Origin of the sequence: Huintestinicola sp., from assembly GCF_051882455.1 — a bacterium.
Lineage (GTDB): Bacteria > Bacillota > Clostridia > Oscillospirales > Ruminococcaceae > Huintestinicola.
In genome coordinates this window covers 1-16,847 of record NZ_JBJERV010000018.1, presented here as the reverse complement: position 1 = coordinate 16,847, position 16,847 = coordinate 1, and the positions used below count along the sequence as shown (strand labels likewise).

Below are 16,847 nucleotides of genomic sequence, written 5' to 3'. Positions count from 1 at the left end.
ATACCATTGTGTGCTTGATGGGGATAGCCTTGTTTCTCTCGATCATCTTTGTGCATACGCCGCCCATGGTCTCGATACCGAGGGACAGAGGAGTAACGTCACGGAGAACCATTCCCGTTACATCGCCTGTGAATACGCCGCCCTGGAGAGCAGCACCGAGAGCAACGCACTCATCGGGGTTGATGCCCTTGAAGGGCTCGGTGTTCATAAACTTCTTAACAGCCTCCTGAACAGCAGGTATTCTTGAAGAACCGCCCACCATGAGCACCTTGTTGATGTCGGAGGGCTTGAGACCTGCATCGGAGAGAGCCTGCTTAACGGGACCCATTGTGGACTCAACCAGGTCGTGAGTCAGCTCGTCAAACTTAGCCTTTGTAAGAGTAAGCTCAAGGTGCTTGGGGCCTGTAGCGTCAGCAGTGATATAGGGAAGGTTTATCATGGAAGAGGGAGTGGAGGAAAGCTCTATCTTGGACTTTTCAGCAGCCTCTTTAAGTCTCTGCATAGCCATCTTGTCGCCGGAAAGGTCAATTCCGTCGGAAGCCTTGAAGGAGTCTATCATCCAGTTGATGATACGCTGGTCGAAGTCATCGCCGCCCAGGTGGTTGTTGCCGGCAGTAGCCTTGACCTCCTGAACGCCGTCGCCCATTTCGATGATGGATACATCGAAGGTACCGCCGCCCAGGTCATAAACCATAACGGTCTGATCCTGCTCCTTGTCGATACCGTAGGAAAGAGCAGCAGCGGTAGGCTCGTTGATGATCCTCTTGACATTAAGACCTGCTATCTGTCCTGCGTCCTTTGTAGCCTGACGCTGAGCATCGGTGAAGTATGCGGGAACGGTGATAACAGCCTCTGTAACAGGCTCGCCCAGATAAGCCTCAGCATCAGCCTTCAGCTTCTGGAGTATCATAGCGGAAATTTCCTGGGGAGTGTACTTCTTGTCGCCGATAGTTACCTTGTAGTCTGTACCCATATGTCTCTTGATGGAGGAGATGGTCCTCTCGGCGTTTGTAACAGCCTGACGCTTTGCGACCTGACCTACAAGTCTCTCGCCTGTCTTTGTGAAGCCTACAACGGAGGGAGTAGTTCTTGCACCTTCGGAGTTTGCGATAACGACTGCGCTGCCGCCCTCCATAACGGCTACGCAGGAGTTAGTTGTACCAAGGTCGATACCAATGATCTTTGACATAAAAATTCTTCCTTTCAAAATGTGGATTTTTTCATTTTATTTTTCCTGATATAAGGGAAATGTTACGGATTAGCCACCGTCACCATTGCGTGGCGGATAACCTTTTTGCCTAAGGTGTAGCCCTTCTGGAGAACTGCCGCAACGGTGTTCTCGCCTAAATTCTCGTCCTCGCAGCTGCTTACCGCATTGTGAAGATTGGGGTCAAAGGGCTGACCCACAGCGTTTATCTCGGAAACGCCCAGCTTTTCAAGAATGGTAAGATACTGCTTGAATATCATTTCAACGCCCTTCTTGAAATTCTCGTCGGAGCATTCCGCAGATGCCGCTCTTTCAAAGTTGTCGATAACTCCCAGCACCTCGGTAACGGTCTTTATAAGAGCGTTGTCGTAAGCGTCCTGCTTTTCCTTGAGGGAGCGTGTGCGGTAGTTGTAATACTCTGCGTCAAGGCGGAGATATTTTTCCTTTTCGTCCGCAAGCTCCTTTTTAAGGCTTTCAACCTCTGCCGCCAGCTTTTCCTCGGCGGTAGGCTCGGGAGCCGCTTCCTCCGCAGGCTTATCGGCGCTGTCGGCATCGGCAGTTTCAGCCGCAGCCTCCTCGGCTACGGGAGCCTCCTGTTCTGCTGCTTCCTGTTCGGTACTGTCGGTCTGCTTTTCCTTTTCTTCTGCCATTTTTATATATCATCCTTTCTGTCCGTCATCTTTCGTTTCCAGCGCGGGCGGGAAGCTGTCGGAATCCTCCGAAAGCAGCTCGCTTATCCTGTCGGTCATATACTCGATGTAAGGTATCACCTTCGCATAATCGAGTCTCAACGGACCGATAAGTCCCAGGGAGCCCGCTGTCCGCTTGCCCTTTTTAATGGGGGAAACGATCATACTCGAATTGCCGATAACAAAGCCGCCGTCCTCTCCGAACAGTACCTTCAGCTCGCTGAAGCTGTCGTCAAGGAGCTTTGAAAACTCGTTTTTCTGTTCAAAGAATTTGATAACGTCGCCTGCTTCGATATCGTTTCGCTTTAAAAGGTTCTTTTCGCCGCTGACGTGAACGTCGCTCTGCATAAAGCCCTTTGCCAGCTCTCTTATCCCCTTCATAAGGGGGGAAAGAGTGACGGTATATGCACCCATCGCCTCGGCAAGGCGTTCCAGCGTTTCGTCCGAAAGACTGTCAACGCTCATTCCGCTGAGGTTTCTGGTCATATATTCATTGAAAAACGCAAGCTGCTCGTGAGTAAGGTCAAGCTCCAGCCTGCACACCTTGTTCTGTATACTGCCCGACGAGGTTATCATCAGCAGCACATACATATGCTTTCCCGTGGGAACAGCGTCGACCTTTGCGATCACCGAAAACTGAGGAGCGCAGTTTGAGACCACAGCCGCACAGTCGGTTATCTCCGCCAGAGCTCTGGTGGCATTGTCAATGAGAGCCTCCTCCGTGGAGAAATCCTCGCCCAGGGCTTCGTCGAGCATTGCCTTTTCATCGTCGGACAGCGCTCTTTTTGGCATAAGCGTTTCAATATAAAGCTTATATCCGCTGTATGTGGGGATACGCCCTGCGGAGGTATGGGGCTGCTCTAAGAACCCCAGCTGCTCCAGCATTGCCATATCATTTCTGATGGTGGCGGAGGAAACTCTGATATCGGGGAGAGCAGCGATGGTTTTCGAGCCTACAGGCTCTCCTGTCCGGATATATTCATCTACAACTGCAGCCAGTATTCTGAGCTTTCTGTCGTCCAGCAGGATCATCACCCTCTTACTTTAGCACTTTAAACATCATTCTGTTAGCACTCATTCTTCTCGAGTGCTAATTATATTATACACCATTTTTCCGACTTGTCAAGGGGTTTTGAAAAAAAATTTAGCAAATTCACTCCGAGAGTGCTAAATTTACGTTCCGACATGGGTCAGAAAGGGCATTTCACCGGTTATTCTGCCCTGTTTTCAGGTCAAAGATACTTTTGAACGCTCTTCTGTGATCTTTATTCCACATCTGCAAAAAGCGTTTTTAATGTGGCAGCGTTTCCGGAAATATCTCCCAGTAAAACCGCCGTGCCGACTGCGGGAAATCATCAAGAATACCATGCTCCGGGTCGTAAAAAACGCCGTCCGAATACAGCGACCAATGCCAGCAGCGGGGTGTTTCAAGGCTGAGAAGGGCACAGGGAGGAAGGTCGGCTTTTGTCTGCGCCTGTCTGCGTTCGGAGGAAAATTTTACGCCGTGTTCGGTCAGGACGCGCTTCATTTCCCGAAGATCGGTCTCACGGTCGTTCCCGAGATATTCGCAGATGTGTTCGACAGTCGTTCCCAGCAGCATCGCAAGAACTGCCTGACCGCACTGCAGGTCGGTGGGTTCGTGAATATATTCAATGTTCATCTTTTTCATGCTCCTGTATTATAGCAAGACACAGAAATAGACTGACAAAAGGAGGCGAGTGCAAAGCTTGAAGAGTTAGGAACGAACCCGCAGGCAGGCTTGCCGCCTGTCAAGGGTGAGTGACGACACTATTCAAGCTTTGAACCGCCGAACTTGGCAGGATATTTTTGTGGATCGCTATAGTATTACATAAAAAACGGCTGCCGCACAGCAAAAGTGCAGCAGCCGGAAATTTCAGAATGTCACTTTGCGGCAATGGCAGGCTCATTCTCCGTAGATCGGCTGTCCTTATCCTTGAAAACCACCTTCAGCAGAACGGGAGTGAGGATAGTGGTCAGCACCACCATTATAACTATAGGAGCAAAGAACTTGTCGCTCATAAGTCCCACAGCCTCGCCCTTGTTGGCAACGATAAGAGCCACCTCTCCGCGGGAGACCATTCCCACGCCTATCTGCAGCGCTTCCTTATTGCTGTATTTGCAGAACTTTGCGCCCAGACCGCAGCCAACTATCTTTGTAAGGATAGCCACAAGCGTGATAAGAACGGTAAAGAGGATTATCTCCATATTCATCTCGGGAAGAACTACCTTGAGACCGATGCTTGCGAAGAATATGGGTGAAAGGAGCAGATAGGAAAGGGTATCGAAACGCTTGTTGATATAGTCTGCCTTCTTTGTTCCTGAGATCGCAAGGCCTGCAAAGAACGCTCCCGTAATGTCCGCAACGCCGAAAAATTCCTCGGCGCAGTAGGAAAGGATAAGGCAGAAGGCAAAGCTTATCACAACGTATCTTCTGAGCTTGACGGGGCTGTTGTCCGTCCATTTCTTGAACAGGTAGTGATATCCCACCGCAGCCACAAAGGTGAAGCCGAAGAAGCCCAGTATCTTTAAAAGCACAGTGCCTATCTTAACGGTGGGGTCAGCCATGCTGATGACCATTGTAAGGGCGATAATGCCTAAGATATCGTCGATTATGGCAGCGCCGAGTATCGCATTGCCCGCGGGAGTGGAAAGCTTGCCCATCTCCTTGAGGGTCTCGACGGTGATGCTTACTGAGGTGGCAGTGAGGATAATTCCGATGAAAATGTTCTGGAGCAGCTTGTTGCCGTCAACGGAGTCGTTGAAGAAATATGCCACAGCCGCACCGCCCGCAAGGGGTACCAGCACGCCGATAAGAGCGATAAGGAAGGACGCCTTTCCCGAGCGTTTGAGCTCCTTGATATCGGTCTCAAAGCCTGCGGCAAACATCAGCACGATAACGCCCACCTCTGAAAGGCAGCTGAGCATTTCGGTTGAATGGATAAGTCCCAGACAGGCAGGACCAAGAATAACTCCCGCCAGCAGCGCGCCCACCACCTGGGGCAGCTTTATCTTTTTTGAAAAAAGTCCCAATACCTTTGTGCTGATAAGAATAAGGGCTATCGAAAGCAGGTACGAATAATCTTCCATAAAAATCGTCCTTTCTTTAATAAACATTTTTATACCAGTCTGAATTATAGCATAATATTTGTGAATATTCAACACTTATTTTATAAACCTGAAAATTCTCATTTTTTGTAAAAACTTGATATATTATTAACGCCGCTATTGTGTAAAAAGACTGAAATCTGCAAGTATATCCCGTGAAAGAACGGTGAAATCATAATGCACATATTATAATATAATAACAGCGGCAGGGAACAGATATTACCTTTTTCCGAAAAGTTAGATAGTTTGTGTGGAATTTATTAAATATATTATATTTTTTAATATTTAATTCACGGCTATAAGATATAATATATGGTGTATAAATATAGTCTGCCGGCAGCTGCCGCAGACACAGACAGGGACAACTTTATTTAAGGAGAAAACAATGGGAAAGCGTAAGGTTATCGGAGTTATACTAACTGAACCCGAATCTATATATCAGCAGCGCCTGCTCAGGGGTATCTTTATGCAGTGCAGGGAATATGGCTACGACGCAGCCGTATTTGCGTCCCTCTCAAAGCCGGGAATGTTTTATAAGGATTATCAGGAGGGCGAGACAAATATCTTTGAGCTGATAAACTTCGACCTTGTGGACGGAGTTATCGTCCCGCCCATAACGCTTTCGGGAGACCAGGCTGTCCAGGATCACGTTCTCCATAAGCTGCAGAAGGAGTGCAGAAAGCCTGTTGTATCTCTTGATCTGCCCTTCGGAGATTATCCTGTTGTCTATACCGACGACCGCAGCGCATTTGCCGCAATAACCGCTCATCTGATCGACGTTCACGAATGCAGGAAAATATATTTTCTGACAGGCAGAATGGGCTTTACAGTATCCGAGCAGCGTCTTGCAGGCTATACGGATATAATGAAAAAGCGTGATATCCCCGTTGACGACAGTATGATCTTTTACGGAGATTTCTGGTATTCGGGAGGCGAATCCTTAGCCGACAGGATAATTTCCGGAGAGCTGGCAATGCCCGAAGCTGTAGTATGCGCCAGCGACCATATGGCCATAGGTCTCGTTAACCGCCTTGTGGAACACGGCATAAAGGTTCCCGAACAGATCATTGTTACAGGCTATGACGGAACTGCCGAAGCTGTTCTCAACGATATCTCCATAACCACCTGTATCCCGGATATCGGCAGTGCCGCCGCAGAAGCGGTGAACGTTCTCAGAAAGCAGATAGAGCCTGAGAGCCGTGTCATCCCCGTCCATTCGGGCAAGGATAAGGGACTTCGTATCTGCTCCAGCTGCGGCTGCCCCGAAAATATGGCATATGTAAAGGAATGTCTTAACAATTCCCTTATACGCTCCAACTGGAATTACAGCGATAAAGGGATAGAGGACCGCGTAGATATAAATATGCTCCTTGAGAGCTATATGTTTGAGAATTTCGCAGGCTCGGTGGATATCGATGACTGCCTTTACAAAATTTTCGGCTCGGATTACCTTATCAGACCATACAGCCGTTATTATCTTTGTCTCACGGAAGAGTGGCTGAACTCCGACGAGCAGCCTGCAAAGGGCTATCCCGACAAGATGAAAACGGTCATATACAAACGCCCCTGGAACGATTCGGGAGACAAATTTGAGGACTGCTATTTCTCCGATAACAGCGGAGAGGTCTTTGACACAAAGCTTATGCTCCCCCGTATGTGGGAGGAGCGTGAAGAGCCTTCCGTATTTTATTTTACTCCCGTCCATTACATCAAAGATACTCTGGGCTATTCAGTGGTGGAGTGCAGTCTGACTCAGGAGCATATAATCGGAAATGTCTACCGCAACTGGCTCAGAAACGTAAGCAGTGCCCTTGAGATGATAAGAGTCCGCACCCGCCTGGAAATGTTCTCCGAAAGAGACGCTATGACAGGTCTTTATAACCGTCGCGGAATGGAAAAGGAGCTTGACAAGCTGCTCAGGAATGCCAGATCCTCCGACAAGATGCTCGTATTCGTAATAGATATGGACGGGCTTAAATTCATAAATGACACCTACGGTCATACAGAGGGCGACTACGGCATAAGAGCCATCGCCAATGTTTCCCGTCAGATAACCAAGAATGACGAGATATGCGTAAGAGCGGGCGGAGACGAGTTTTACATAATCGGCGTGGGAGACTACAGCTCAATTGACGCTCTGATAAGAGTTCAGCGTTTCAATCAGGCTATTGAGGAGACCGACAAGGCCACCACCAAGCCCTATGAGATATCCGCCAGCATAGGCTACTGCTGCGAGAGCCTTTCCCATCAGATAGCCTTTGCCGAGCTTCTTCGGATAGCCGACGGAAGAATGTACGAAAACAAGGCTGCAAGGAAAAAGCAGCGAAGATAAAACAAAACGGGGCTGCCTGCGCAGTCCCGTCAGCGTGTCGCTGAAGCCACTTCGTTGGTAGAATAGCAATGATTTCTTCATTTTGTGGCTCGGTAACTTAATTATTGAAGCCAAATTATGCAAATGAACTTTTTGTTCGGAGCAAAATTACGGCATTTTCGACAGACTGAAACGGGGCTGCCTGCGCAGTCCCGTTTTTTATATGTCAGTCTTTTTCCTTCTTTTTCATACAAGCGATAAGAACGCCCGAACCGCCTGCCGCCGCCAGTGCAAGGAGAATGGGAGCAAGCATACCGTTGCTGCCGTTCTCACCGAGATCGCTCTCGGTGGTCATTGCGCCTGCGGAAACGTCCTCACCGTATGGGGCAGGGTCAGCGGGGTCGGTAAGATAGAACCAGCCGGTCTCTCCCCGGATGTAGTTCACATATCCCCACTTGCCGCCCTGCTTGTCAGTGTAAAGGCGGCTTATATAGCTGCCGAAATTGTCGGGGTGCTTTTCCATGGCACTGCATTCGGTGCTGCCGGGGTATTTCCAGAGGTATATGGTGCCTTCCTCTCTCAGAGACTCAAATTCGGTAGTCTTGCCCTCGATTATCTCGTCCTTATGCTCCTCGGAAAAGGAGTAATTGTCATACACAGGCTCAAGTCCGTCAAGGGATATCCACAGAAGCTCATCGTCTCCCGAAAAATCGTAATATCCGCCCCACTGTCCCCCGTTTTTATCGGTGTAATACAGCGAGATAAGCGGAGACTCACCTGCCGAAAGCTTTCCCGTCACCTTGCCGTTGGGGTCTGCATAGACATTTGTTTCGGCGGTAAGGACATATTTTCGTCCGTCGCCTCCGTAGGGACGTTCAATGTCTCCGAAATTTTCCATAAAAAAGCTGTCATTCGGCTCCACGACCAGATCTGCGCTGACCGATGTTCCCATAGCTGCGCAGAGCAGAACTGCAGCCGCTGCAATAAATAGTTTTTTCATACCGATACTTCCTCCTTTTGAATTATCAGCTGTTTGTATAATAAACAACCGAGAACAGGAAAATTTTTCAGATATTTTCGTGTGCATAAAAATTTTACATTTCAAATCAGGCGCTGTAATTTCTTATAATGATATAAGCCATATAAGCCGCATAAAGTGTTACAAGCACAACTCCCTCGGTGCGGGACATCTTCTTTCCCGTAAGATACCAGATATATGCGATAAGGCTCACTGCGATAAGGATAATTCCGTCAATGACAGCGGTGCTTTCCGCAGCGATGGGTGTTATAACGCCCGACACGCCCAGGATACAGAGGACGTTGAAGATGTTTGAGCCTACCACATTGCCCACAGCCATATCGTTCTCGCCCTTTTTAGCGGCGGTTATTGAGGTAACAAGCTCGGGAAGGCTCGTACCCATAGCGCATATGGTAAGTCCTGCCAGCGTTTCGCTCATTCCTGCCGCAAGGGCGATGGACTGAGCGTTGTCAACGACCAGATCGCCGCCCAGGACAATTCCCAGAACGCCGCCGCCGATGCCCAGAGCGCATTTCAGGGGAGAAAATTCCGTTTTTGTCTCCTCCTCGTCTCCGCTGTCCTTTCCCGCAAGCTTGATGGAAACTATGATATAGGCGATAAGGGCGATCATAAGCACCGCCGCTTCTATCCTGCTCATTGTGCCGTCAAGGATAAATATGACAAACAGTGCCATTGCTCCTATGGATATGGGGTAATCCCGCTTGGCAACGCTGCTGTTGGTGTCAATTGGCTTTATGGCGGAGCATACGCCAAGCACCATAAGGAGATTGAAAAGATTTGAGCCGATGACATTGCTTATGGCGAGAGAATTGGAGCCGCTCACCGCCGCAGATATGCTGACCGCAAGCTCGGGTGCGCTGGTTCCCATTGCCACAATGGTAAGACCTACGATAAGGGAGGGTATTTTCAGCTTTCTCGCAAGAGAGCAGCTGCCCTCCACGAAATAGTCAGCTCCGCTTATGAGCATATAAAAGCCTGCAAGGAGCATTACTATGCTGAGTATCACCATCCGTGGCAGGGGGAAGATATAGCTTGTGACTGCCGCCAAAGCAAGCAGGATAATGTACAGGATAAGTTTCATAGCTGTCCTCCGCTTACTTTATCTTGCTGAGCAGCTTCTCCATATCACGCTGCTTGCCCAGGACAAGAACGTGGTCGCCGTGGTCGAAAACATAGTCCGCTGCCGGAAGGGTAATGACCTCGTCTCCCTTTTTGATGGCAAGAATGTTTATCTTGTACTTGTTGCGGATATTCAGCTCAATGATGCTGTGATTGTCCCAGGAATCGAGAATGGGTATCTCGTATATGCCCGTGTCCTCGGAAATCTCGGTATAGTCGAAAATGTTTGAAAGGCTGTACTGAACGGCAAGCTTCTCGGCTCTGTCCCTTTCGGGGTATACCACCTCGTCTGCGCCGTTCCTGCCGAGGAATTTGGCGTGGATATCGGTGCTCGCCTTGCTCACTACCTTCTTTGCACCAAGCTCCTTGAGCTGGCTTGTTATCTCAAGGCTCGCCTGGAAATTGCTGCCTATGCACACAAAGCAGATATCGAAATTTCTGACTCCGAGACTTTCCAGAGCCTCTCTTTTTGTGCAGTCGGCTATCTTTGCATTTACCGAATACTGCATAAATTCGCGGATATTGTCCTCATTATTGTCAACCACCATAACATCGTTTCCGATCTCCGAAAACTTTATTGCAAGGGTCTTTCCAAATCTTCCCAGACCGATAATAAGTACCGAACGCATAAATTTCTCCAACCTTTCATTATCCGACATTTACCTGCTCCACAGGATTGTGAACTCCCGTGAATTTCTTTGTCCTTGTAAATATAAGCGCAAAGGACACGCTGCCCACTCTTCCGCAGTACATCAGAAGGATTATGACGACTCTGGAAAAGGGTATCAGGTCTCTTGTGATGCCCGTTGTCATTCCCACGGTATTGATAGCAGAGAAGCCCTCGAAAACCACGTCTTTAAGCGCAAGCTCGGGCTGAGCGCCGCTTATGCAAAGGATACCCGTAAAAACGATGAACAGGTTTATGGCGATGACCGTCAGAGCCTTTGCTGTGATGTCCTCCTCGAGACGTCTGCCAAAAACGTCGATGTCCTCGCTGTTTTTCATACTTGCTATGGCAGCAAATACCAGCACGGCAACGGTGACTGTCTTGACACCGCCTGCGGTGGAGCCGGGACTTCCGCCGATGAACATATAGATGATGGTGAGTATGGTGCCTGCGGGGCTGAGAGCCGCCGTATCAACAGTATTGAAGCCTGCCGTTCTGGGAGTTACCGAGTCAAAGAAGGAGTTAAGGAGGCTTTGTCCCACTCCCGCGCCTGCGTTTGTGTAACCCCGCTCAAAGATGAAAAACAGGGCAGTTCCCCCAATGGTAAGGATAGCTGTGAACACGAGAGCCAGCTTGCTGTGGAGCCTGTACGCCGAAAATTTCAGTTTGTTCTTTGCAATGTCGTCCCACACCGAAAAGCCTATGCCGCCGATAAGCACCAGCATACATATTGTAATGCACACAAGAGGGTCGGAGACAAATTCGCAGAGAGAAGAGTATTCCCCGTATTTGCCGTTAAGATCAAAGCCTGCGTTGCAGAATGCGGATACTGACATAAACGCCGCATTTCCGATACCCTCAAGGGGTCCCATTTTCGGGACAAACCGCACAGCGAGAAGGACCGCTCCGATGCCCTCGAAGAGAAATGTCCCCAGAGCTATCTTTTTCACCATTCGGACGATGCCTGCCAGCTGCATACCGTTAACGCTGTCCTGGAGCACGCTTCTTTCCTTGAGTCCTATCTTTCTGCCCGTTGCCATTGCCGCAAGGGAGATTATGGTCATAAAGCCCAGACCGCCTATCTGTATCAGCAGGATCAGGACTATCTGACCGAAAACTGACCACTGGGTATATGTATCGAACACCGCAAGCCCCGTTACGCAGGTGGCTGACGCGGCGGTGAACATTGCGTCCAGAAAACGGGGCGCGTCCCCTTTTGACGAAACGGGAAGCATTAGCAGCAGCGTTCCCAGAAGTATGAGTGCCAGATAGCCGAATGCTATTATCTGCGCGGAGGAGAGCTTATTTATCCTCAGCTTTTTTCCGCTTTTTCTGCCCTTTTTATTTTCCCCGAGCTTTCCCATTATGAATGTCCTTTCAGTTTTTTAAAGATACACATTTATTTTAGCACATGGTATGTTTTTTGTCAATTATAAATTCATAGTTTTAATGTATAATATCAAGTAATAATACTCAGATACCGAAAGGAACGTGACAGCGTATGATACCTCTTGAGATAGAGCGGAAATTTCTTATCCGTCAGACTGCGGAGCTTTTTGAGAAATGCTCCGAAAGGACGGACATTGTGCAGACCTACCTTGTTAAGACTGACCCGTCCGTACAGCGGCGCGTCAGGTCAATGACAACAAATGGCTGTACGAAATATTTTTACACAGAAAAACGCTTTCTCTCCGCCTCCACACGCGAGGAGAATGAACGGGAAATATCCTGCGCGGAATACGAAAGGCTCAGTGCCGAGGCAGACCCCGCTCTTGTTCCCATTATCAAAACAAGGCATATCCTTATCTACAATTCCCAGCGGTTCGAGATAGACTGCTATCCCTTTTCGGAGAGCCTTGCTTCAATGGAGCTGGAGCTTGCCGACGAAAAGCAGGAGATATTTTTTCCGCCCTTTGCCGATATTATCAAGGAGGTAACGGGCGACAAGCGGTATTCAAACGCTGCGCTTGCAAAAAACGGCTGCTTCCCCGATGAGGAGCAGCAGCCGAAATAATAATTATTAAAACGGTTTCCGACTTATGAGCCTTCGCCCGAAAGCATATCGGCAGGGTCTGTCCAGGAGCCGTTTTTCTTTACTCCGAAATGAAGATGGGGCTCTTCGGATATCTCAGCCTCCGCTGTGGAGCCTACCTCGCCGATGACCGTGCCTGCGCTGACGGTGTCTCCCTCGGAAACGGGCACATCATAGGCAAGGTTGCAGTAATAGCCTTCATATCCGCTGCCGTGGTCGATAACTACTGTCACGCCCATAAGAGGGTCATCTTTTACTGAGGTAACTACTCCCGATGCGGCTGATTTTACGGCTGAGCCCGTTTCTGCTGCAATGTCAATGCCGTCGTGGGTCTTCCAGACACTGAGAGTTTTGGATTTCACCAGCTCCCCTCCCGAATAATTTGACAGGATATCGCCGTTTACCGGTCTCACTGCCGCTCCCGTAAAGGTCTCGGATACAGGCTCCGCTTCGGGGGAGGCTTCATTTCCCATGCCGAATGCGTCCTGCTCAAGTATCATCGTCTCCTCTGCCGCCGCAGGCTCGGAAGGCTCCATGGGCACGTTCTCCGCTGAAATGTTCGCTTCTGCCGCAGGCTCGGTCATGGCTGCGGTCTCTGTCTGAGATGTACTGTCCTTTACACCCGTAAGCTCTCCCGCAAGCTCCTCGGACGCCTTATTGTAGGAGAATATCCCCAGCGCCGCCACCGCTGCAAGGCAGAAACAGATTATCGCCGCCGTACTTTTTCCCGAAAGCCTGCCGTTAAAAAAGTTTTTCATATTACCATATCCTTTCATTTTTTCGCTTGGAAGCTTTTTGCTTCTTTTGCTATTTTTGCCGATTTTACCGTCTTTATACGATGTCGGAAAAATTCTGACGTGATGATTTTTCCTGCGTGCTGTAAAATTTACAAATTATACATTGACATTTTGAAACATTAGTGCTATAATATTATTGCAATGCTGAATGATGGGAGTTTTTCGGGGGATAATTTTATCAGTCTGCATTAGAAAAAGATTAAAATAGAATAAAATATTGCCGTTTTATACAAAAAACCGTTGACAGAAAAAGAAGAAAGTGTTATTATTAAAGTATCGCAGAGGAGTTTTTTCCTCACGGAAATATAATGTTTAAGATCACGGAGGGTTTCATTATGCCTGTAAGCTTACAGAAGGGTCAGAAGGTAGATCTGACAAAGGGTAATCCCGGTCTGAAAAAAATCATGGTAGGTCTCGGCTGGGACGTTAATCAGTATGACAACGGCGCTGATTTCGACCTGGACGCCAGCGCATTCCTGCTCGGTGAAAACGGAAAGGTCGCTTGCGATGAGGATTTCGTTTTCTACGGCAATCTTTCCCACAAAAGCGAAGCTGTTATCCATCAGGGCGATAACCTCACAGGCGAGGGCGAGGGCGATGACGAACAAATTCTTGTTGACCTCTCCAAGGTGCCCGCAGGGGTTTCTAAGATCGCCTTTACTGTTACCATCTACGAGGCTGAGGAGCGCAGACAGAATTTCGGTCAGGTATCTAACGCTTTCATCAGGATCGTTGACGATGTTACAAGCTCCGAGATCATAAGATACGATCTGGGCGAGGATTTCTCCATCGAGACTGCTGTTGTTGTCGGCGAGCTTTACAGACACAACGGCGAATGGAAGTTCAATGCCATCGGAAGCGGCTTTAACGGCGGTCTTGCCGCTCTCTGCCGTCAGTACGGAGTTAACGTATAATTACAATATAGTACAAGCCTCTTTCTTTCGATCATAACCGTAATGCGAAGCAGGGATTTCCGTCCCCTCGGGAATTCCTGCTTTTTTGGCGGGGATATATTACATAATATGTGTGTTTTCCCGATGTAAATTGTGCATAATATTATGTGAGCGCATTATCCGTTAAAATGATCGAAAGGAAAAAAGCTATGAAAATATTAGGTCTGTCTGAGAAGGAAGCCGCAGAGTCACGGGAGAAATTCGGGAGCAACAGGCTCTCCGAAGCCGAAACCGAAAGCTTTTTTGACAAGCTGAAGGATAATTTCGGCGACCCCATGATAAAGATCCTCTCCGCCGCTTTGCTTATCAATGTGATAATTTACATTCTGAGCCTTATGGGGTTTGTGAGCGCCCGGGTGGAGTGGTATGAGCCTGTGGGCATTGCTGCGGCTATCGCCATTGCCACCCTGGTCTCCACATTCTCCGAATACAGAAACGAGAACGCCTTCCGTGCATTGCAGGAGGAGGCTTCGAAGATCCTGTGCAGGGTGTACAGAGACAGGGAGATAAAGGAAATCCCCTCGGACGACATCGTTTCCGGCGACTTCATTATGCTTGGCGCAGGCGACAGGATACCTGCGGACGGAATTATTTTCGAGGGCGATATTAAGACCGACCAGTCGGTTTTAAACGGCGAGTCTAAGGAAGCGAGAAAAACGCCCCGTCCCGAAAATGCGCCCGATGACGAGGATAAGACCGATCTGCTCTGCCCGTACCGCGTATTCAGAGGAACGGTGGTTTGCTCGGGCACTGCTGTTATGACAGCTGAGGTCGTGGGCGACAGGACCCTTTACGGCAAAATTGCGGGCGAGCTCAGACAGGAGGACGACAGGGAGTCCCCTCTCAAGGTGAAACTGAGCGCTCTTGCCGAGGGCATTTCTAAATTCGGTTATATGGGCGGTGTTGCCATTGCGGCGGCGCTGCTTATACACAAGATAGTTTCCGCAGGCAGCTTCGGTGCGTATTTCGCAGCAGGCGCCGCAGGAATTATCACAGACCTGCTGGACGCTCTCATTCTGGCGGTCATCATTATAGTTATGGCTGTTCCCGAGGGGCTGCCCCTTATGATAGCCATTGTGTCCGCTATGAATATGAGAAAAATGCTTGCGGACAATGTTCTTGTAAGAAAAATTGCAGGCATTGAGACCGCGGGCAGCCTTAACATTCTCTTTTCCGACAAGACGGGCACCATTACAAAGGGACGGCTTGAGGCTGTGGTCTTCGCTGACGGAACGGGGAACGAGTACGGCAGCATTGACAGGATGCCCGAAAGGCTCGGTCGGCTGGTTTCACTGTGCATTGCGGAAAATTCAACAGCTGTTATGAGCGGCGGAAAGGCTGTGGGCGGAAACGCTACGGAGAGGGCTGTTCTCAGTTTTCTCGGTGAGACTTCAGCCGAAAGCAATTTCAAAAAGCTCTGCGTTCTGCCCTTTAACAGCGATAACAAATACTCCGCTTCATCTGTTGAGGGCAGCGGATTTAGGGGCACTCTTATAAAGGGCGCTCCCGAAAAGCTTATTTCACGCTGCACTCACTGCTTTGACGGCGAGGGCAGAAAGATACCTTTTGACGAGAATATCGTCAACGGGAAAATTGACGCTCTTGCGGGAAGAGCCATAAGAGTTATTGCTCTGGCTATATCAGAGGAATTTCTTTCCGAGGACAGCGGTGCGCTTCCCGATGGGGAATTTACACTTCTCGGTATTCTCGGAATAAGAGACGAGGTCCGTCCCGAATCTGCCGCAGCTATCAGGGAAGTCAGAAACGCGGGAGTTCAGGTGGTCATGATAACGGGCGACCGCATTGACACCGCTTCCGCCATTGCCAGAGAGGCAGGACTGCTGACGGGTGAGGAAAAGGAGCTCACTCTTACCTCAAATGAGCTTGCGGAGCTTTCCGATGAGGAGGTAAAGGAGCGGCTCAGAGATATCCGCGTCATTGCGAGAGCGCTGCCTTCGGACAAATCAAGGCTTGTGCGTATCGCGCAGGAGCTTGATCTGGTGGCGGGAATGACGGGTGACGGCGTGAATGACTCACCTGCTCTCAAAAAGGCAGACGTGGGCTTTGCTATGGGCGGCGGCACTGAGGTGGCAAAGGAGGCTTCGGATATCGTTATTCTTGACGATAATTTCAGCTCCATTGACAAGGCTGTTCTTTACGGCAGGACGATCTTCAACTCTATCCGCAAATTCATCATCTTTCAGCTGACAATAAACGTTTCGGCGGTGGCGGTCTCCTTTATCGCTCCATTGCTTGGAATGGATAATCCCCTGTCCATCACTCAGATACTCTGGGTGAACCTTGTAATGGACACTCTTGCGGCGCTGGCTTTCGGCAGCGAGCCCGCTCTTTCACGGTATATGCGCGAAAAGCCAAAATCCCGCAAGGAGCCTATCCTTAATTTCTATATGAAAACGGAGATCATCACGGGAGCGGCGTGGGTGTTCGTTTTAAGCCTGGTAATGCTCCTGACGGGTATTGACACGTCAAGCGGCGCTCTTAATGAAACGGGCTTTATCGGCAGGTTTTTCCGCTCCTATGAGGGCGGCGGCGCGGAATATCTTCTGACGGGATATTTCAGCTTCTTTATCCTTGCGGCGGTATTTAACGCTTTTAACGCAAGGACGGAAAAGATATATCTTTTTGACAATATCGGTGCGAACAAGGGCTTTCTTAAAGTCATGGGAATGATAACCGCTGTTCAGGTCATTATGACCTATCTTGGCGGCAGGGTGCTGGGGTGCTACGGTCTGAATTTAAGAGAATGGGCTGTTATCCTTATTATGGCGCTGTCGGTAATTCCCGTGGATATCATCAGAAAGCTTATCATAAACAAAAAAACAGGAGGGTAAAAGTTTGAAAAACTATCCACGAACTAATTCAGCAAAAAGGGCGCAGAAAGCCAAG

At 49.1% G+C, this 16,847-nt stretch carries 14 protein-coding genes; 4 read left to right on the top strand and 10 right to left on the bottom strand.

Going from position 1 to position 16,847, the window contains the following annotated elements; translation table 11 throughout:
- From dnaK to ACI4J0_RS02895, 5 genes are all read right to left on the bottom strand, one after another.
- Window positions 1–1,189 (bottom strand): molecular chaperone DnaK (dnaK, locus tag ACI4J0_RS02915; RefSeq protein ID WP_439764320.1); only part of this gene is annotated, 1,189 nt, incomplete at its 3' end.
- Between the two features lie 62 nt (window positions 1,190–1,251).
- The gene (gene grpE, locus ACI4J0_RS02910; RefSeq protein ID WP_439764319.1) at window positions 1,252–1,857 is read right to left on the bottom strand and encodes a nucleotide exchange factor GrpE; all 606 of its coding nucleotides are present in this window, start codon (window positions 1,855–1,857) and stop codon (window positions 1,252–1,254) included.
- A 9-nt stretch (window positions 1,858–1,866) separates the two neighbouring features.
- On the bottom strand, window positions 1,867–2,928 hold the full coding sequence (gene hrcA / locus ACI4J0_RS02905) for a heat-inducible transcriptional repressor HrcA (protein ID WP_439764318.1): 1,062 nt from the start codon (window positions 2,926–2,928) through the stop codon (window positions 1,867–1,869).
- A 259-nt stretch (window positions 2,929–3,187) separates the two neighbouring features.
- Window positions 3,188–3,556, bottom strand: a complete 369-nt coding sequence (locus ACI4J0_RS02900; protein ID WP_439764317.1) for a hypothetical protein — start codon at window positions 3,554–3,556, stop codon at window positions 3,188–3,190.
- A gap of 242 nt (window positions 3,557–3,798) precedes the next feature.
- Complete coding sequence (locus ACI4J0_RS02895; protein WP_439764316.1) at window positions 3,799–5,004, bottom strand: cation:proton antiporter; 1,206 nt, start codon at window positions 5,002–5,004, stop codon at window positions 3,799–3,801.
- 403 nt (window positions 5,005–5,407) lie between these two features.
- On the opposite strand from ACI4J0_RS02895, the gene ACI4J0_RS02890 reads away from it, so the two are divergent.
- Window positions 5,408–7,354, top strand: coding sequence for a diguanylate cyclase (locus tag ACI4J0_RS02890; protein ID WP_439764315.1), 1,947 nt, complete (start codon window positions 5,408–5,410; stop codon window positions 7,352–7,354).
- Window positions 7,355–7,559: 205 nt separating this feature from the next.
- Here ACI4J0_RS02890 and ACI4J0_RS02885 read toward each other — a convergent pair whose 3' ends face one another.
- The 4 genes from ACI4J0_RS02885 to ACI4J0_RS02870 all read right to left on the bottom strand — a co-directional run bounded on the left by ACI4J0_RS02885 (window position 7,560) and on the right by ACI4J0_RS02870 (window position 11,522).
- A complete protein-coding gene (locus tag ACI4J0_RS02885) occupies window positions 7,560–8,333 on the bottom strand; it encodes a hypothetical protein (RefSeq protein WP_439764314.1) in 774 nt (257 codons plus the stop codon).
- 106 nt (window positions 8,334–8,439) lie between these two features.
- Window positions 8,440–9,453 (bottom strand): calcium/sodium antiporter, encoded by a 1,014-nt coding sequence (locus tag ACI4J0_RS02880; protein WP_439764313.1) that lies wholly within the window; start codon window positions 9,451–9,453, stop codon window positions 8,440–8,442.
- Between the two features lie 13 nt (window positions 9,454–9,466).
- Entirely contained in the window at window positions 9,467–10,120 is a 654-nt protein-coding gene (locus ACI4J0_RS02875; protein ID WP_439764312.1) for a potassium channel family protein, read from the bottom strand.
- A 19-nt stretch (window positions 10,121–10,139) separates the two neighbouring features.
- On the bottom strand, window positions 10,140–11,522 hold the full coding sequence (locus tag ACI4J0_RS02870; RefSeq protein WP_439764311.1) for a TrkH family potassium uptake protein: 1,383 nt from the start codon (window positions 11,520–11,522) through the stop codon (window positions 10,140–10,142).
- Between the two features lie 137 nt (window positions 11,523–11,659).
- On the opposite strand from ACI4J0_RS02870, the gene ACI4J0_RS02865 reads away from it, so the two are divergent.
- Entirely contained in the window at window positions 11,660–12,172 is a 513-nt protein-coding gene (locus tag ACI4J0_RS02865) for a CYTH domain-containing protein (RefSeq protein WP_439764310.1), read from the top strand.
- A 23-nt stretch (window positions 12,173–12,195) separates the two neighbouring features.
- On the opposite strand, the gene ACI4J0_RS02860 is transcribed toward ACI4J0_RS02865, so the two are convergent.
- Complete coding sequence (locus ACI4J0_RS02860) at window positions 12,196–12,948, bottom strand: peptidoglycan DD-metalloendopeptidase family protein (protein ID WP_439764309.1); 753 nt, start codon at window positions 12,946–12,948, stop codon at window positions 12,196–12,198.
- Between the two features lie 374 nt (window positions 12,949–13,322).
- Between ACI4J0_RS02860 and ACI4J0_RS02855 the strand changes: the two genes are divergently transcribed.
- Window positions 13,323–13,901, top strand: a complete 579-nt coding sequence (locus ACI4J0_RS02855) for a TerD family protein (RefSeq protein ID WP_439764308.1) — start codon at window positions 13,323–13,325, stop codon at window positions 13,899–13,901.
- Window positions 13,902–14,089: 188 nt separating this feature from the next.
- On the top strand, window positions 14,090–16,792 hold the full coding sequence (locus ACI4J0_RS02850) for a calcium-translocating P-type ATPase, PMCA-type (protein ID WP_439764307.1): 2,703 nt from the start codon (window positions 14,090–14,092) through the stop codon (window positions 16,790–16,792).
- Window positions 16,793–16,847: the final 55 nt, after the last annotated feature.